The organism is Armatimonadota bacterium (assembly GCA_017303935.1).
In the GTDB taxonomy this organism is placed as follows: domain Bacteria; phylum Armatimonadota; class Fimbriimonadia; order Fimbriimonadales; family Fimbriimonadaceae; genus JAFLBD01.
In genome coordinates, this window is record JAFLBD010000003.1 from 217,764 (window position 1) to 236,145 (window position 18,382).

Annotated in this window: 13 protein-coding genes and 1 tRNA gene; 8 read left to right on the forward strand and 6 right to left on the reverse strand. The window is 52.3% G+C overall.

The features are described from left to right. Nucleotides 1-18: 18 nt before the first annotated feature. Nucleotides 19-3,465, reverse strand: coding sequence for a sodium/proton-translocating pyrophosphatase (locus J0L72_10155; protein MBN8691133.1), 3,447 nt, complete (start codon nucleotides 3,463-3,465; stop codon nucleotides 19-21). Nucleotides 3,466-3,702: 237 nt separating this feature from the next. Then, nucleotides 3,703-4,980 carry a hypothetical protein gene (locus tag J0L72_10160; protein MBN8691134.1) on the reverse strand — a complete coding sequence of 426 codons (1,278 nt, stop codon included), beginning with the start codon at nucleotides 4,978-4,980 and terminating at the stop codon, nucleotides 3,703-3,705. Nucleotides 4,981-5,409: 429 nt separating this feature from the next. Between J0L72_10160 and J0L72_10165 the strand changes: the two genes are divergently transcribed. The 5 genes from J0L72_10165 to J0L72_10185 all read left to right on the forward strand — a co-directional run bounded on the left by J0L72_10165 (nucleotide 5,410) and on the right by J0L72_10185 (nucleotide 12,521). Then, nucleotides 5,410-5,486 (forward strand) — tRNA-Pro (locus tag J0L72_10165). 113 nt (nucleotides 5,487-5,599) lie between these two features. Then, on the forward strand, nucleotides 5,600-6,115 hold the full coding sequence (locus J0L72_10170) for a TlpA family protein disulfide reductase (protein ID MBN8691135.1): 516 nt from the start codon (nucleotides 5,600-5,602) through the stop codon (nucleotides 6,113-6,115). A 69-nt stretch (nucleotides 6,116-6,184) separates the two neighbouring features. Then, nucleotides 6,185-7,819: a S8 family serine peptidase gene (locus tag J0L72_10175; GenBank protein ID MBN8691136.1), complete on the forward strand. Its 1,635-nt coding sequence runs from the start codon at nucleotides 6,185-6,187 to the stop codon at nucleotides 7,817-7,819. 149 nt (nucleotides 7,820-7,968) lie between these two features. After that, nucleotides 7,969-9,339, forward strand: coding sequence for an efflux RND transporter periplasmic adaptor subunit (locus tag J0L72_10180; protein ID MBN8691137.1), 1,371 nt, complete (start codon nucleotides 7,969-7,971; stop codon nucleotides 9,337-9,339). Further along, on the forward strand, nucleotides 9,336-12,521 hold the full coding sequence (locus J0L72_10185; protein MBN8691138.1) for an efflux RND transporter permease subunit: 3,186 nt from the start codon (nucleotides 9,336-9,338) through the stop codon (nucleotides 12,519-12,521). Before J0L72_10180 ends, J0L72_10185 begins: the two co-directional genes overlap by 4 nt. Here the strand turns inward: J0L72_10185 and J0L72_10190 are convergent. The 3 genes from J0L72_10190 to J0L72_10200 form a co-directional block, all read right to left on the reverse strand. Beyond that, nucleotides 12,518-13,081 (reverse strand): RNA polymerase sigma factor, encoded by a 564-nt coding sequence (locus J0L72_10190; GenBank protein MBN8691139.1) that lies wholly within the window; start codon nucleotides 13,079-13,081, stop codon nucleotides 12,518-12,520. The genes J0L72_10185 and J0L72_10190 overlap by 4 nt on opposite strands. Nucleotides 13,082-13,140: 59 nt before the next feature. Then, entirely contained in the window at nucleotides 13,141-13,968 is an 828-nt protein-coding gene (locus J0L72_10195; protein ID MBN8691140.1) for a PEP-CTERM sorting domain-containing protein, read from the reverse strand. Nucleotides 13,969-14,094: 126 nt separating this feature from the next. Further along, nucleotides 14,095-14,718, reverse strand: a complete 624-nt coding sequence (locus J0L72_10200) for a helix-turn-helix domain-containing protein (GenBank protein MBN8691141.1) — start codon at nucleotides 14,716-14,718, stop codon at nucleotides 14,095-14,097. A gap of 245 nt (nucleotides 14,719-14,963) precedes the next feature. Here J0L72_10200 and J0L72_10205 point away from each other — a divergent pair, with 245 nt between their 5' ends. From J0L72_10205 to J0L72_10215, 3 genes are all read left to right on the forward strand, one after another. Then, the gene (locus J0L72_10205; protein MBN8691142.1) at nucleotides 14,964-15,686 is read left to right on the forward strand and encodes a PEP-CTERM sorting domain-containing protein; all 723 of its coding nucleotides are present in this window, start codon (nucleotides 14,964-14,966) and stop codon (nucleotides 15,684-15,686) included. Nucleotides 15,687-15,756: 70 nt separating this feature from the next. Then, on the forward strand, nucleotides 15,757-16,635 hold the full coding sequence (locus J0L72_10210) for a prepilin-type N-terminal cleavage/methylation domain-containing protein (protein ID MBN8691143.1): 879 nt from the start codon (nucleotides 15,757-15,759) through the stop codon (nucleotides 16,633-16,635). 32 nt (nucleotides 16,636-16,667) lie between these two features. Continuing rightward, nucleotides 16,668-17,618, forward strand: a complete 951-nt coding sequence (locus J0L72_10215) for a dienelactone hydrolase family protein (protein ID MBN8691144.1) — start codon at nucleotides 16,668-16,670, stop codon at nucleotides 17,616-17,618. A 33-nt stretch (nucleotides 17,619-17,651) separates the two neighbouring features. Here J0L72_10215 and J0L72_10220 read toward each other — a convergent pair whose 3' ends face one another. Then, nucleotides 17,652-18,362 carry a hypothetical protein gene (locus J0L72_10220; protein ID MBN8691145.1) on the reverse strand — a complete coding sequence of 237 codons (711 nt, stop codon included), beginning with the start codon at nucleotides 18,360-18,362 and terminating at the stop codon, nucleotides 17,652-17,654. Between the last annotated feature and the right edge of the window lie 20 nt (nucleotides 18,363-18,382).

Here is an 18,382-nt window from a genome sequence, read left to right on the forward strand (position 1 = left end):
TCAGTGATCGAAGTTAGCTTACTTGCCTTCTTCGGTCATCGACTGCATTTCGGTAGCAATCGAACCCTTCTTGCTGACGTAGATCGCGTAGATCAGTGCAGCCAAGCAGACGCCAGATCCGATCAATCGGACGTTGTCGTTGCCTGGGAAGATGACGTACGGAGCAGCCAACAACGCCACCAGGTTCATCACCTTGATGAGCGGGTTGAGAGCAGGACCAGCAGTGTCCTTGAATGGGTCGCCAACGGTGTCGCAGACCACACCAGCCTTGTGAGCTTCGGTGCCCTTACCGCCGTGCATACCATCTTCAATGACCTTCTTTGCGTTGTCCCAAATACCGCCGGAGTTAGCCAAGACCACAGCCAGCAATTGGCCAGTGAGAATGGTTCCAGCAAGGAAGCCGCCCAGAGCTTGAGCACCAACCAGGTTGTATTCGTTGCCATCCACCATCGTCGTTGGCTTGCCAACTGCAAGGAGCATCACGACCAGCATTGGCAATGCGATTGCCAAGATGCCAGGGCCGAGGAGTTCCTTTTGAGCAGCTGCGGTGACGATTGCCACGCATCGTGCATAGTCCGGCTTGCTTGTACCAGCCATGATGCCTGGATCTTCGCGGAACTGTCGGCGAACCTCACCGATCAAGTTGAACGAAGCTCGGCCCACAGCGTTGATCAAGAACGCAGCGAACAGGAACGGAGCAGCACCACCAACCAGCAATCCGACGAACACTTCTGGAGCCTCAAGCGGCATTCCAGCAGTCGTCAGCTTTGCAGCTTCGATGTAGCTGTGGAACAGTGCGACCGCAGCAACAACTGCAGTTGCGATTGCAAAGCCCTTGGTCAGAGCCTTGGTGGTGTTTCCAGCAGCGTCCAGCCGTTGAACAGCTAGCGCGCCTTCTGGATTGGTGTGACCGGCACCCGACATTTCGAAAACGCCTTGAGCGTTGTCGCTGATCGGACCGAAGGTATCCATCGCCAAGATATAGCCAGTGGTCGTCAGAAGACCAAGACCCACGAGAGCGATTCCGTAGAAGCTCAAGACATATCCACCATAAAGATCTGGCGGGAACACCATGAGCGGCATCACCAGCGAGACACAGATGGCAAGCACCGAGAACACGCTGGATTCGAGACCCAAAGCAAAACCTTGGATCACCATTGGAGCAGGGCCAGCACTTGCAACACCGGCAACTTCTTGCACAGGTCGCTTGTGAGCACTGACGTAGTAGTCGGTCATTCGCTCGAAAGCAAATGCCATCGCGATACCGAAGAAGATGCAGAGGAAGAATCTCCACCAATCTGCAACAGTCGTTGCAGAGACACCAAATTCAGCATTCTCTGCCTTTGGTCCAGCGGTTGGATTTCCAGCCATTGCCTTCTCGACGACATCCTTCTTCTCTCGGAAGTAAGTGAGCCCGCCGAATCCGGTCATTCGCTGAGCGTTGTCGAGGTTGACGCCAAGTTCCTTCACGCCAGCCTTTGAATCGCTGATCGATTTGGAAATGACACCAACGGCGAGTCGGCCCTTCTTGTCCATGAGCAGTTCGGTTGGGAAGATTGCCAACTTGTCAACCTTCAAGCCGCCCTGCGGATTCTTCAGTGCGTCTGCAATCTGCTTGTCAGCCGCTTCCTTGATGACTGGTCCATAAAGAACCGTGGTCTTCATTGGCTTTGGTCGCTCAGGACCAGACGATGGTGGGGTTTGCTCGATTCCGAGCTTGTACACCACGTATTGCTTATCGAGTGGCTGATCCTTAAACGCTTCAGCCAATCCCTTGTAGACAGGTGGCTGGCCCATTTCAGAGGCAGGAACCTGAACAGTGTAATTAGCGATTCGCGAATCAGTCCAGCTGAGCTTCGCAAAGCCTTCCATCTTCTTGACAGGGGCATTGAGTTGCTCATCGGTCATACCCAAGGCTTGCTGCACAGCAGCGACCTTGTATTGATCGACTGGGAGACCGCTACCTTCAGCAGCCTTTTGGATACCGGCATCTTCCATCACGAGATCTGGGCTCAAGGTGGAAAGATCGGCGGTGAACTTCTTATCAGCAGTTGCTTCTTGGCCAATCAGTGGCACGACAACAGCATTCTTGAACTCTTCAGGAGTGAAGAAGTTCTTCTTCTGTTCTTCGGTTTCTGCGTTCTTAACTTCGCTAGCAGCAAGAGTCTTGAATCCAAGACCGGACATGATTCCGGCGATTCGAGTGTCTTTCATGACCTCGTCCGCAGTAATCATCTTAGTGTCCTTGTCTGCGCGCTTGGCACCGAGGTCTACGATGATGTCATTGACACCCTTCTTAGCAACAGCAGCCTTGGCAGCGATCGCATTGGCGACCTTGTGAACCATCTGCTGCTCGGCGCGTTGATAAACTTCAACCGACTTGAGCGAGGATGCAGTAATGACTGGATTCTGGCTTGGCATACCGCCCATAAGGAAGTAAGCGAGGCCAATCGTGAGAACGGTTGCCACAGCAGCCGAACCCTGGAAACCCTTGGAGATTCGTGCCAAAGGATCGGAGTTAAGATCGTCCGAACCCTTCACCATGCCGATACCGATGATCGAAGCGATGATTCCAACGCCACGAGCCATCAAGGCGAAGATGATCAGCTTCATCCACACATCTTGTGGGAAGATAACTGCAGTGGCCGCACCGAGAACGATAGCAGCAACCAAGGTGACTTCGTACGATTCAAAGACGTCTGCAGCCATACCAGCGCAGTCGCCGACGTTGTCTCCAACGTTGTCAGCAATAACGGCTGGGTTTCGTGGGTCGTCTTCTGGAATTCCAGCTTCGACCTTACCAACCAAGTCAGCTCCAACGTCAGCAGCCTTGGTGTAAATTCCACCGCCAACACGCATAAAGAGCGCGGCGAGCGAACCACCAAAACCGAAGCCAACGAGCAACTTCATGGCGTTTTCTTTAGCGACCAAGAAGATCAACGTTGCGCCGATAAGGCCCATACCAACGGTGATCAAACCAGCGACGGCGCCAGCTTGGAAGCTCACTTCCAACGACTTCTTGTAGCTAGTGAGCGCGGCGGCGGCAGTTCGCATGTTTGCGTTAACCGCCATATCCATGCCGAGATAACCAGCGACATAGCTAGCAGTCACACCCAAGATGAAAGATACGACCAATTGGATCGCAATCATCGGGCCGAACTTGCCGACGTAAAGTGCGTAAAGACCGACGCTGAGCAGAACAACGAAAATACCAATCGTTGTTCGCTGCTGTCGCAAATATGCGAGCGCGCCATCACGAATGGCCTTTCCGACTTCTTGCATCTTCTCGTCGCCCGTAGACGCCGAAAGAACTTTGCCACGGTATGCAAAGCCTGCGACCAGTGCAATTGCACCGAACACAAGCGAAATGTAGAGATAGATAGCGTCTGCGTTGCTAAATTGCAACGTGACATCCTCACCTCCGGATGCGAACGCCATTCCTGGCACTAGCAACGCGAGAAGCATGAGAATGACCGCTAAGAAACGTCCCCTTCCCTGATGAGACGTCTTAAAATTGTTTGTCATCCAATTCATTCCTATGGTGGATCCCCCGATTGAAACAAACCCAACCCTCCCGATGGGAAGGCTAGGCAATCTCGCTGAAGATACCTCAAATTCGGATTCAAGGTCAAAGTTTTTGCACGTTGAACTGAACCTATTCCAGGTATCCGTAGCAAGGACGAGCCAATCAAGCGGTCTGCGTCAAGAAACTGGAACTGCCCCAGAACGCAATAGAGTTCCCAATTCTCCCACCAGATAGAAACTCCCAGAAACCACAACGACATTATTTTCCGCCGCGGCGAGCCGGATCGCTTCCAATGCAGAACCACAAACAGATATTTTTACAGCGCAATCTTGTGCTTTTTCCGCAACTTCTTGCGGTGTTCTCGTCCTCCCAAAAGAAACTGGGCAGACGAACAACGCTTCGATCAGCGGCCGCAAAGGCTGTAAAAAGCTCACCGGATCGTGTCCGTGCAACATCCCCGTCACCAAGGCGAACTTCGAATATCCTTTCTCAGAAAGAGTCGTGGCGAGAGCGGAAGCCGATTCTGCATTGTGCGCCCCGTCCAAGATGAATGTTTTTGCGCCAATCTTAATCACTTCAAATCGGCCGGGAATCCGCGTGTTCAAGATTCCAGCGTCAAGTTGTTCTTGACTAAACTCCAGCCCCGCGCGATATGCCGCCGCCACCGCAAGTGCCGCATTCCCGATCTGGTGTGGTCCCGCCAAAACCGCGAGAGGAAAATCGAACGCCGCGGTGGGAGTTTGCAGCGTCACGCGCTCCGCACGCCTTTCCACGATCATTTCCCTGCCGATCTGCCACACATCACAGTTCAGTCCGTTGGCAACTTCTCGGATCGCAGCGGTGGCCTCGGCGGGCATTTCTCCGATCACGAGCGGCAGATTCGGCTTACAAATTCCCGCCTTTTCCCGCGCGATCTCGGCATAAGATTGCCCGAGAATATCCACGTGATCTAATCCAATGCTGACGATCACCCCGCATTTTGGAGTACAAACCGAGCTCGCATCAAGTCTTCCCCCGAGCCCGACTTCTAAAGCGACCCAATCGCAATTCCACCGCTCGAACGCCAAAAATCCAAGCGCGGTTTTGAATTCAAACTCGGTGACGCCCGCGTATTCGGTTTCGTCCATCGCGGCGGCAATCGGCAACAGTTCGCTGGTCCATGCGGCGAATTCTTCTGGCGAAATCAGCTCCTGGTTGTGTTGAACTCTCTCCCGCACGTCATAGACATAAGGTGAAAAATAGCCGCCGGTGTTCTTTCCCGAAGCAACCATCAGCGATTGCAAGGTCGCGGTCACGCTCCCTTTGCCGTTGGTCCCCGCGACCTGAATGAAATTCGGCCGGCTTCCCTTCAGCAATCCTGCGCGATCGACAAAAGCCTGCATACGGTCGAGCCCGAGCCGCCAACCTCGTGGCGCCAAGGCTGCAATAGCCGCAACCGCTTGATCAAAATCCATCTCCATTCGGCTCCCTCAAGTGTGAACCAAATTGCGTTCAATCTGGGCCAGGCGATGCCCACTTTAGGTTCAAATCCTCCAAATTGCGACAACAATTTCCTTGAATGCAGATAGATTTTCTTCAAGAAATCACGGTTTTCTCTAAAGAAATGGTGGATTTCTTAAAATTGCAACGACTATTTTCTAAAATTTGGTCGCTGATTCCTAAGATTCAGTTACTAATATTTAAATTTCAAAAGCATTTCCCTAAATTTCAGCAACATTTCTTTTGATCGCGGCAGGATTATTCTAAATTCAGAAGACTGCAATCACGTTCCAGATTCCAGCCTTCAAAGGCCAGATCGCCACAACTTAAACGGCAAATCTCGCCGCACATCCCCGGCCCACTGGAAATTCGGTCGGGCCCGTGGTAAAATAGATTCTTCCGTTCGGGGCATGGCGCAGTTTGGTAGCGCGTCTGGTTTGGGACCAGAAGGCCGCAGGTTCGAATCCTGCTGCCCCGACCAATTCCCTCCCTTGCTTTTGTAGCAAACCTTGTGGAACGTTCCACACTCTCCAACCGTTTATTCTATTGATTGCTCGGCACGTCATTTTTGTCGCCGACAGTGAGAATTAGACCATGAAGAAATTTGCACTAGGTTCATTAATGGCGGTCTGCGCCGCGGCGTTGATCGTTCCGGCCACGGCACAAAACGCCACCACAAACAAGCTGCTCGGCAAGCCGATGGTCCCATTCAAGATGACCGGACTCGACGGCAAAACTTATACAAATGCCAATTTTAAGGGCAAAGTTGTACTCATGGATTTCTGGGCAACATGGTGCGGCCCCTGCAAAGCAGCTTCGCCAAAATTGCAAGAAATGCACACCAATCTTAAATCTAAGGGATTGATGGTCGTCGGTGCTAACGCTGGCGAGCGCGTGAAGGACGGTTCGACCGCCAAGGCTTATGTCAAGGAGCACGGATACAACTATCTTTTCACTTATAACAACGACAAGTTGTTTGAAGCTGTTGGAACCCAGGGCTATCCGACATTCGTGATTATCGACCGCAAGGGCGTCGTACGAGATGTTGTGCTCGGATTCCAAGAATCTAAGATCAAAGCAACCGTCACCAAACTTTTGGCTGAAAAGTAAGCTAGGTTTTCTGTTTAAGATCAAGGCTGGGACTCTGTTCCAGCCTTTTTTGGTGTAAATTGGGAGCTGATGAATTGGTTTGCGGTGCTGTCCGCATTCGGGTTGGCGAGTTATGGGGCGGCAACGCCGCCCCGGCTCTTCTTCAAACTGAAACCCGAAATCCCCATCGAAATCGCTGGCGGCGCCATTCAATCCAAGCTCGGAACAGAAATCCAGCCTGATTTTGCGGGAATTCCGCGGCTTGCCTTAGTTTCCTTCCCTTCTGATGCGGCTTTGAAATCCGCGCTCACCGATTTAGAGAAGACCGGCTGGTTTGAATACATCGAAGAAGATGGCGTGATCGCCGGTACCACTTTTTCCATCCCAAATGATCCCCTTTTTAACCAGCAATGGGGATTTCGAAACACCGGGCAATCCGGCGGAACCACCGATTTTGACCTCAATATTGATCCTGCATGGGATTTGCAGCAAGGGCAATCTTTTGTTAAAGTCCTGATCATTGATAACGGCGTGCAAGGTGACCACGCGGACCTCACGCTTGGTTTTGGCGCGAATTTTAATGGCCAGCCGGGCAACGGGACTCCTGTTAGTACGTTCGATAACCACGGAACTTGTGTCGCAGGTGTCATTGGCGCGAAGCTGAACAACGCTCTTTTGGTCGCGGGAATTGCTCCTGGAGTGACGATTGGAAGCGCTCGCCCGCACGTGATGACCAGCGCAAACGGATTCACCGCTCAGGCCAGCGATATCGTCGCCGCGATCGGCTATTCCCTCACTACCGGATGCCGCATCACCAACAATTCGAACGGATATGCGACCGCTTTTCAGTCTGTTGCAGACGCCTACGCCAGTACAAGAGCCGCGGGCGTCGCGCACTTTGCTGCATCAGGAAATAGCGGCGTTTTAGCAATTTCTAACCCAGCGAATCTTCCGACGGTCTTTGCTGTTGGAGGTGTAGATCGATTTGGAGGAATCTGGTCGAATTCAAATTTCGGTCCTGAACAAGATTTTGTTGGGCCAGCACTCGATATTCGGCTGCTAGACCGAGATCCTGGGGGCTATTCTGGAACCGGATCGGTGAATCTGTCCGGAACATCGTTCGCTTCTCCTGCTGTGGCGGGAATTGCCGCACTCGCGGTGAGCGCGAATCGATATTTGACGCCAGATGGAATACATACCGTTCTGGCATCTACTGCGCGGGACTTGGAAGCGTTAGGTTGGGATATTTATGCTGGATGGGGATTGCCCAGGGCTGACGCCGCAGTCCAAAAAGCACTCAATTATCGCCTTATTGGGAATTTATTGTTGCAAAATCGGCAATCTCCGGTGGATTCCATCCAAGTTTCGTACGATCTTCCCACCAAACTCCAGGATGGATCGTTCACGGGATCGGTGGGTGCCTTCAATTGGCTTGCTCCAGTGGGACCTTTTGAAGTCTCCATCAGTTCCCGCCCGTTTTTGACGAAGAAATTTGCGCTCAACAACAGTTCCACAGTGAATTTAGGCAACGTTACGCTGGTTAATGGTGACGTTAACGGCGATAACGAGATCGGCGCAGGGGATTTTGATCAAATCGTCGCGAAATTTGGGCTAACTGTGGGCGATAGCTTGTACTCCGCCTATGCGGATTTGGACGGCGACGGAGAAATCGGTTCAACAGACTTTGATATCGTTGTCGGTAACTTCGGCCAAAGCGGCGAATAGTCCCGGCGATTTGAATCCATTTTGAATTTTCCTGCCTCTCTTGGGGCAGATCTATGGTTTTCTCAGTACGAAACTCCACTTTAGTCCTGCTTTCTGCGCTGATTGTGGCTGGATGTCAAAGCTCTCATTCGCCTAGTCAGAAGAATTCTGTGAACACTGTTCAGGCTGAAGTTCTTTTTGTTGAGGAATCCACTCGGCCTGTGTCCGTGACATATTCGGGCACGATCCGCGCCGAATTGAATTCCACTTTGTACAGCAAGGTCATGGGAAAAGTCGAGTCGGTTAGCGTGAATGTCGGCGACCGTGTGACGCGCGGACAACGGCTCTTGAGCATTGATTCCCGGGAGTTGTCTTCCGCGGTCCAGATGGCAGACGCCAACATCGCGGCTTCTCGCGCCGGTGAAAATAGCGCAAAATCCGCCGCTGCAATGGAATCTGCGACTTCTAAGGCGCGGATCGCACAGGCAGAATCTGCAGTTCAACAAGCCAAGGCTGCTCTTGTCGCCGCCGAAGCTCAGCGCGATTTGGCCAAAAACGGTCCAAGGCCTCAAGAAATCACTCAAGCAGAACTCGCCGTCAGTCAAGCGGAATCACAGCATCGCCTCGCACAAGAAGACCTTGATCGTGCGAGGAGGCTGGAATCAGATGGAATCATCCCGCGCAAAGACTTGGATGCTGCGCAGACTCGTTTTGATGTCACAAAAGCGCAACTGGACTCCGCAAGAAAGTCTCTTGAAATGGCAGTCGAAGGCACGCGTAAAGAACAATTGCGAACAGCCGAACAAGGCGTTGCCGTGGCCCGTGCCAATGTGAAGCGAGCCGAGGCGGCTCTGGTGGAAGCCAAGGCAGCCGCAATGATGGTCAGCGTTCGTCAACGAGAAGTCGAATCGGCAAGAGCGCAAGTTCAACAATCTTCTGCCGCGGCCTCCGCAGCTAGAGTCAGCCTCGGTTATGCCACCATTTCTGCCCCATTTGATGGAGTGATTACTTCCAGAACTGCTGATCCAGGACTCCTGACAGGTCCATCAGTCCCGCTCCTCGTGATGGAAGGTGGCGAATTGCGACTAGAAGTCAGCATCCCCGAGAATGATATCGGTCGCCTCTCGATCGGCGATGCAGCGACGATTACTATTGACGGTAAGTCTGGAAAAAGCTGGATCGGCCATTTGAAAGAACTCAGCCCGCAAGGCGACTCGCAATCGCATACTTTCATCGCGAAATTCGGCATCGCCTCTCCGGAAGATCTTCGATCAGGAACATTCGGCCGAGCAAACGTCGCGACGGGCGATCCTGTCAGATCAATTTGGGTTAAGTCTGATCAGATCATCGCTCGAGAAGGCCTGAAATATGTGTTCACAGTGGCCAAGGATGATACTGCCAGGCTCACTTTGGTAACCACAGGCACGACTTCCGGCGACTTTACTCAAATTCGATCCGGAATCAAAGCGGGCGACCGAATGATTGCATCGAACACCAGCGCTGTGAAAGATGGCGACAAAGTCCAGGCGGTTACACAGTGAAACTAGGGCTTTCGGGCCGGCTTGCATCAGCATTCATTCAAAGCAAACTTACGCCGCTGCTGATCATTACTGCGCTACTACTTGGACTACTAGCAGTCGTACGAACTCCTAGAGAAGAAGAACCCCAAATCATCGTCCCTATGGCCGACGTGATTCTGGAAATGCCCGGATCAACGGCAAAGGAAGTCGAAACCAAAATCAGTTCACCAGTCGAAAAGTGGATTTGGGAGATACCTGGAGTCGAGTATGTCTACTCCACCAGCAGCCCTGGAAGGGGGATGATCGTTGTCCGATTCATGGTGGGACAAGACCAAGAACGTGCCTTCGTCCGATTACGAGAGAAGCTGAATAGCCATGTCACCGAACTCCCTAGCGGGGCTTCTCAACCCCTGATACAACCAAGATCAATTGATGACGTGCCGATTCTGGCGTTTACATTGCACAGCAAGGAACTCGGCGGATATGCATTGCGGCAACTTGCAGTTCGTCTCGAAAACGAAATCAAATCAGTTCCGAATGTTTCTGAAACTGCGGTAATCGGTGGTACCAAGCCAACGCTGAAAATTACTTTGGATCCGGCAAAACTTGCTTCGTATCATCTTGATTCCAGCCAGGTTTTGGGTGCGCTACGTTCTGCCAACGTTCAATCGAGGCTTGGCGGAATCACTCAAGGAAATCAGGAAATCATTCTTCAGGCCGGCGAGAGTTACAAGTCCGTCGAACAAGTTGCGGCCTGTGTTGTTTCGGCAAGTGGTGATCATTCGGTAAGAATCCGGGACGTCGCAACCGTTGAGCTTGGCCCGGAAGATCCAACCCAACTCGTCCTTTTTGGGCGTGGCCGAGCAAGTCACGATGGCCAACCCGAAGCTCCACAGGAAGCCGTGACATTGAGCATCGCCAAGCGACAAGGAGTCAACGCGATGGATGTAGTCCACGCGGCTGAATCCAAGTTGGAAACTCTCAAAGGCAATCTCATTCCCAGCCAAGTAGAAATCACCACCACTCGTAACTATGGCGAGAGTTCAAGTGAGAAATCCAACGAGCTTCTCCTGCACATGGGAATCGCGGTGATCTCCGTGACCATTCTCATGGCAATCGCTTTAGGATTCAAAGAGTCTCTAGTCGTTCTGGTTGCAATCCCGGTTACGCTTGGGTTGACTCTCCTTGTCTTCTATCTTTATGGCTACACGCTAAACCGAATCACTCTCTTCGCCCTCATCTTTTCGATTGGAATTTTGGTGGATGACGCGATCGTAGTGGTCGAGAACATCGTACGGCATATTCGCATGCCCGAAAATCACGGTCAATCCCTCATCAAGATTGCCGTCACCGCCGTGGATGAAGTCGGTAATCCCACAATTCTGGCAACGTTCGCCGTCATTGCAGCGATTTTGCCAATGGCAATGGTCGGCGGATTGATGGGGCCTTATATGCGCCCAATTCCTGTCGGTGCATCGGCAGCGATGATCTTCTCGCTCCTCGTCGCCTTCGCGATCACTCCTTGGGCAGCGGTGAGGATTCTCGGAAAGAACCATGCATCAAAGGCCCACTCAGAAGACGAAGCCAGCGACGATCGCATGACAAGGCTCTACCGCCGAATCATGACTCCATTGCTACAAAAGCGTCGAGCAAGAATCATGTTCTTCTCGGTTGTCGGCGTGCTCCTTCTCGGCTCGATGGGTTTGATTGCAATCAAGGCTGTAACGGTCAAAATGCTCCCGTTTGACAACAAGAACGAATTCCAAATTGTCGTGGATATGCCAATGGGCACTCCGCTTGAAGAGACGGTTCGTGTGAGCCGAGAACTGGTTTCGGCGATCCAAAACGAACCAGAAATCACGAACACTCAAATCTACGCTGGCACGGCGAGCCCATACAATTTCAACGGGCTCGTAAGACACTACTTTTTCCGTGCGGCACCCTATCAGGCAGATATCCAAGTCAACCTCGCAAATAAGCACGAACGGTCGGCGCAAAGCCACGATATCGTCAAGAGGTTGAGGCCGATTTTGGCAGAAGTCGCGAAAGCCAATGGAGCGCGAATCAAGGTTGCAGAAGTCCCACCTGGGCCACCTGTGTTACAAACGCTGGTCGCCGAAGTCTATGGCCCCGACGCAGAAACTCGCTTAAAGTTAGCCGAGCAAGTCAAGAACATCTTTGCAACGACGGAAGGCGTGGCCGATATCGACTGGTACGTCGACGATGACCAACGCACGATGCAACTTGTCATCGATGAGGAAAAAGCTGCGCGGTCAGGCGTTAGCATCGCGGCAGCAGTCGCTGCATTGCAAGCGGCTACACAAGGAGCACACGCTGGCCTGTACCACGACGCGGAATCACGGGAGGAAATCCCTATCAGATTGCGAATGCCAATCGAGGACCGCAACAACATTGCAAACCTCTTGGAAGTGCGTGTGAGCTCGAATTCAGGATCTCTCGTCCCATTGAGCGAATTGGTGACCAACAAGTTGGTCGAGACAGACAAAGCGATTTATCACAAAAACCTGTTGCCAGTGGTGTATGTGATCGGTGACGTTACCGGCCGACAAGAGAGCCCTGTGTACGCAATTCTCAAGATGAACAAAGCGCTCAAGGAGCTAAACAACGGCCAAGGCGTCAAAGTGATGACCGCTTCCCTGCCTTCCGACACCACAGAACCTTCGGTTAAATGGGACGGCGAATGGCACATCACTTACGAAGTTTTTCGTGACCTCGGCGCCGCGTTTGCCGCTGTTTTGATCTTGATTTACATTCTGGTCGTGGCTTGGTTCCAAGATTTCAAGACCCCGCTCGTGATCATGGCGCCCATTCCTCTAACACTGGTCGGCATTCTTCCAGGACACGCTATCATGGGTGCCTTCTTCACGGCAACATCCATGATCGGGTTTATCGCTGGCGCCGGGATCATTGTCCGCAACTCGATCATTCTGGTGGACTTTATCGAGCTCCGCCGAAGTCAAGGTTCCTCGCTCGAAGACGCCGTCATTGATGCTGGAGCAATCCGGTTTCGTCCGATGCTATTGACTGCTGCCGCGGTTATCGTAGGCTCGTTTGTGATCCTGTTCGACCCGATATTTCAAGGGCTCGCGATCGCACTGATGGCAGGTGAAATCGCATCGACTCTTCTTTCTCGATTCGCGGTCCCAGTCCTCTACTACATGTCGAAGAGCAAATTGGCTTAGGCACTTTCGAATAGATTCGAACACTCAAAGCCAGAATCAAGGTTCTTGCGAAGCATTGAACGTGCGCGCAGGAGCCTCGACTTCACCGCGGGCAAGGAGATCCGTAATTCGTCTGCAACCTTTTGGTTTGAATGACCTTGAATATCTCGAAGCCGAAACACTTCCTGATAAATCGGTGGCAATGCCTCGTAAGCCGACTTGACGCAACGTTGCATTTGATGCTGGACAGAAACTTCATCTGCTTCGGGAGATTGATCGACAGGATCAAACCCCGCACCTTGGAGTAACTCTAAAGAAACAGCTCCTTTAAGCCTCTCTCGAATCTTCTTCTTGGCGCACACACGTTTGCCGATTGTAGCGATCCAGGCACGGAATTTTGTGGGATCGTGCAATTGATGCGAGGCACTGAAAGCGGCCAACAACGCATCCGCGAGAGCGTCCTCCGCGTCATCGTGGTTACCGCAAACGCGTACCATTTGCCGATAAACCGCATCTCGATGCTTCAGGGTGAGTCGCTCAATATCCACTGCGTTCGGATTGTGGATTTTACCGGCAACCAAAAGAAAAATCCCGCACTCCAAACTGGAGTGCGGGATTGAATTTAGATCAGAAAGCTAAGTTAGGCTTTCTTTCGTCGTCGAAGCAATGCAGCAACGCCGAGGCCGAGAGCAGTCATAGTGGCTGGCTCAGGCACAGCAGAGTTGAGCGAGCTGTACATCGTGTACGAAGTGCTTTCGCCAACTTGCAAAGTTCGATCTGCCCATTGGAAACCGGTACCAAAGTCACCAGTTCCAGCAGTAACCGTGTTGTTCAGGTTATCCACAGCCGTGTTGTTGAAAATCGACGAATAGAGCGTGCCGTGTCGATAAGCCGAAGCACCAACTGCGTAGTGCTCTACAAAGTTCGTTGTGATTGTCGAATCGCTCTGGCGAGCGAATATCCCGTTTGCATCTGTGTAGCTCGATGAGATAGCGTCACCCGAAGTGCCAGGAACGTCGTAGTCGTTGTAGTTGAACAACGTCAATGTCGCTGCTGTAGTGCCGATGTTCTGGACCGACATGGTCGCGATCAACATTGGGCTCGTTGGAGTGAGCGAAACCAATCGATAATTCAAGACAAACCGCAGGTTGTTGGTACCCGTGTTGCCGAAGTTTCGATCGACAGTCATTGTAAACGTGTCAACCGTGCTCGCAAAAGTTGCTCCCGAACCAGAAGTCATGTACTCGCGGGTCTCGCCTGCTTGGCGATAGGCCCACATGTTTCGGAAGGCATAATCAGAACTACCGGTCGGTGTGAAATTGCAGCTACCGCCCAAAGCTGTCGCAAGCGAAGTAAAACTTCCCGAGTTCACAGCGAATGTTCCGCCTGTGGTTGTCAAAGTGGTCAGCGATTGGGCCGAAGCAAATCCAGCCATGCACGCCAAACCTAAAAGAGTAATATTCCTCATCCTTTTCCTCATTTCAGAGCCAAAAATTGGCTTCTGATATTATCCGCCAGATCAATCCGAATCCGATAATGAAAACAGAAAAACCTAGTATTCTCACGAGGATTATTGGCACGAAATGCTCCACCCTCAAGGATCAGATTTGCTCTTTTTTATCTTTCCGTTGATTCTTCGGCTTTCGACAAGAGTGGGTGCCAAGCTCACCGTCATCGCAAAAAGAAGGTCACTTGCCGTAACTTCATTTTCTGAGAATTCATTGATCAGCTCTGAGAGCCGCTTCCTAAAAGTGACCGCCCTTTTGAGCGGAATGCGGGCCAGATTCCGGCGAAACGTGACACTCTCTGCAAGCTCCGGGCTCGATTGGAAAGCATGCGTGACTTCTGTCCGCTCCCGCAGCATCAATCGTAGCATCGCAGCATAACCCTGCATTAGCGCCTGGCGGTATTCGGCGCTCTCTTCGGCAGGGGTCGAAAGGATCGAAATGCTAGAAACCACGTACAGCTTTTCGGTCCTGGAGCGCTTCTTTCGCTCGCCGACCGGAATGACCAATCCAGCTTCTACCAGTTCGGCGACATGATACGCCGTGGCACTCGGCGATCGCCCGAGCGATTCCGCGATCTCACTGATCGAGCGAGGCAATCTCGCCGAAGTATTCCAGAACACTTCAGCACGTGCAGCCGAAGCCAAACACTTCAACTGTTCGAGGGTAAACCTGGCATCTTCAGTTTGCCCTGGAAACAACTCCCCACTCATCCTTTGGGGATTTTACCAGCCGCATCGCAAAAAGTCATTCAGATGACAGTCCAGAAATCCCCTTTAGAATGTTTTGCAAACAAGATTCTTTTACGCAGATCATTCGTTCTTAGTCAAACGAGTGTTAGGAATCTATTAAGAATTTCTCAGCTCCCAATTGTGATAGCCTTGCCTTAACATTCAGGCTAAAGAATCTCCCCGTCGCCATCCATGCAGGAGTGGAGGACACGAAAGGGAGATCATCTATGAAATCAACACTTATCTTTTCCGCGCTGATTGGGGTTATTGCTTCAGCAAACGCGGTTACGTTCACTCAGTGGAACTTTAACAACACGGACAATAGCGGTACAACAGGAACCCTCGCAACCAGCATCGGAGTCGGTTCAGCGGCTCTCATTGGCGGAACCACCGGTACGTTCGCTTCGGGCAACTCAAACGGCGGCTCGACCGACCCAGAAACCAGCGTGGATGACACTGCTTGGAACATTTCAACCTGGGCGGCTCAAGGCGCAGGTTCTGGCACCCGTGGCGTTCAGTTCAACACTTCGACCGTGGGCTATAGCAGCGTCATCGTCACTTGGGACCAACGCCACAGCAACACTTCGACCCGATTCACCCAATTTCAATATTCTATCGATGGAACTACGTTCACGTCGGCAGGGCTTTTGAACGATGGCATCTTCGAAGGTAACGCCGGCGATACTTGGTTCAACAACCGATCCGTCGACCTCTCGTCCATCGCTGGAGTTGCAGGCAATGCAAACTTCGCCTTCCGAGTGGTTTCAGTGTTCGCTCCGTCGACTACTGCATATGCGACAGCTAGCCCTACTGGCAGCTACTCCACAAGCGGAACTCTTCGATTCGACATGGTGACTGTCGGTGGAACCGTAGTTCCTGAGCCAACAACCATCGCCGTTCTCGGCCTGGGTGTTGCCGCCCTCGCTCGACGACGAAAAATTGCTCGCTAACAAAATTCTCGTCTACGTTCACACTCCCCTGGCCCGGTTTTCCGGGCCGGGACTCTTTTCATAGAGCCTCATGAAAAAAGCCGTTACACTCATCGAGTTACTCGTTGTCATCGCCATCATCGCTATCTTGGCGGCGATCCTGTTCCCAGTGTTTGCCCAAGCTCGCGCTTCGGCACAGCAAACTGCTAACGTCAGCAACTTGAAGCAGCTAGGTCTTGCCGGAATGCTCTATGCCGGTGACTATGACGACAACCTTCCCGCAAATGGCGGCACATGGAACGGCAAAACGATCAATGCAGGATCTTGGTATTGGATTTTCACCTTCTCGACGTACGTCAAATCGCGACCGGCAAATGTCGCTCAAACGGCTTCAGGAATCTACGTTTCGCCGTTGGCTGGCCGCGTGCAGAAGCAGTATCTGGACGAAACCGGAAGTAATCCACGCGTTTCCTTCGCGGTTCAAAATGGGCTCGCCGCAGAATGGGGTTTGACTCCCACTACCAACCCGGCAAACGGGCGGGTCGCGCTGGGGTTCTATGCCACCTACGCGATCAACGAACATATCTGCGACGAAAATCAGTCGCTTAGCGGATGGGCTAATCCTTCACAGGCTTACATGATTCTTGAGGCGACCGACACCGAAATCGAAGGAGACGAACTCGATGAACTTTACAGCCGCACCCAGGACTGTACTCCAGGCGGTCCGATCTCGTCGGAGTACTCGAAGGCGACACGCGGAGGATACTCCGGCGGTACCACAATGGTCTTCTTGGACAGCCATGTGAAATGGACGAAATCGGTTTGGGGCAGTACCAACCAATGCGCAGTATCCTTGGTCTCGAATCCTGACGGCACATCTGGCCTCGCGATGAATTACAAAGTGCCGCTTGGTACCACCGGCGGACCATCGGTTAGGGCCAAAGGCTGGTCGCCAGACAACGGTGAGTGAACAACCACCACGCCCTTGTCGTCTTGCCGATCATGATCTTGAACGTCACTTGTCTTCTCTTAGCAGGGACCTATAATCCGAGCACGATTCCGGCGGGCTATGAACCGAAGTTCGTGGACCGAACACTACACGATTCCAAAAGAGATCGTGATGTTCCTATTCGGGTTTATCTACCGAAGTCCACTAGCCCCCAGCCATTGGTGATTTTTAGCCACGGGCTTGGCGGGTCCCGAGAAAACAACGGCTATTTGGGCAGGCATCTGGCTTCACGTGGTTATGTGGTGTTGTTTGTACAACATCCAGGAAGTGACGAATCGGTTTGGAAGGACACTCCAATGCGTGATCGAATGCGGGCCATGCAAGCTGCAGCAAACGGCCAGAACTTGGAGCTCCGGGTCGATGATGTCCATTTCGTGTTGGATCAGATGACGTCGCTGAACAAGACCGATTCTCAATTCAAAGCGCGAATCGATCTGAACCATGTTGGAATGTCCGGGCACAGCTTTGGCGCCATGACCTCCCAGGCAGTCGGCGGGCAAAACTATCCCATGATCGGTCAAAAGTGGACCGATTCCCGTATTGACGCCGCGGTGATGTACAGCCCAAGCTCGCCAGGACTAGACGCGGCAAACTCTCGCGCCTTCAGCAAGGTGACAATTCCGTGGTTGCTGATGACCGGCACCGAAGATTCTTCCCCCATTGGCGGCCAAACACCAGAATCCCGAACCAAAGTCTATCCGGCTCTACCAAGCGGCAATAAGTTCGAAGTCGTCCTGTTTGGTGCAGAGCACAGCGCGTTTAGCGAACGAGGTCTACCGGGAGACAGTAGAAAGCGAAATCCCAACCACCATAAGGCCATTCTTGCGTTAACCACTGCGTTTTGGGATGCCTTCCTGCGCAATGATCCAGCGGCCAAATCTTGGCTCACAGGGCCATCGCCTCGCTCGATCATGGAACCCAAAGACACCTGGAAGAAAAAGTGAAGCCATATGAATGGCCCAGGCTCTAAAAATTCCCTACTCACCGTTCAGATTGAGTTCTACGTCTTGGAGGTCCTGCTGATACGATTCTGCTGTTAGTGAATTCTCGCGAGAAGAGCTTGAAAGGTTGGCCTCCAATCGATCTAGCAGCTGATTGATTGATGCTTTTCGGCGAGAACCAAAATACGTCGCCCACTTCCGGCTACCAAAAAATCCTGCCAGCATCGTCGCGACTGCAATTCCAGCTTCTATCGGGAATGCCAAGTTCACTTTGGAAAGCACTCCAATCGTGATGAAAAGCGGGAAAACGACCAAAACGAGGTGAATCAAGAACGCGATATCACCAAATTTGTTGGTGATCTTTGCCTCGACCGAGTCGCCAGATTGCCGAAAGGTGGCCGTCTTGTACTCTGTGCCCGCACTGGTCGAACTCCACTCACGGGTAGTGCCTCGCTGTGCGATCTCTCCAGTTTCCTCAAAGACCTTTCGAAGCTGAGTGACCACGTCCTCCCAGGACTCATCGGTCAGGACACCTGGAATCGTGCGCGCAATATCGACTTCATAGGGTCCGCCCCAGAAATTTCTTGAACCAATGTCCGACTCCACTTCGCGAATAGCCGAATTCAGATTTTCGGGGTCGATTCCCAATTCTGTGGCGACTGCCCGCAATTCTGATTCCGACACGCCGTCCAGCGAGGAACCTCCTCCATTCTGGATTTCAGACGCCTTCCGAATGATCTTGGCCATTTCCTTATCCGAAAAGCGCT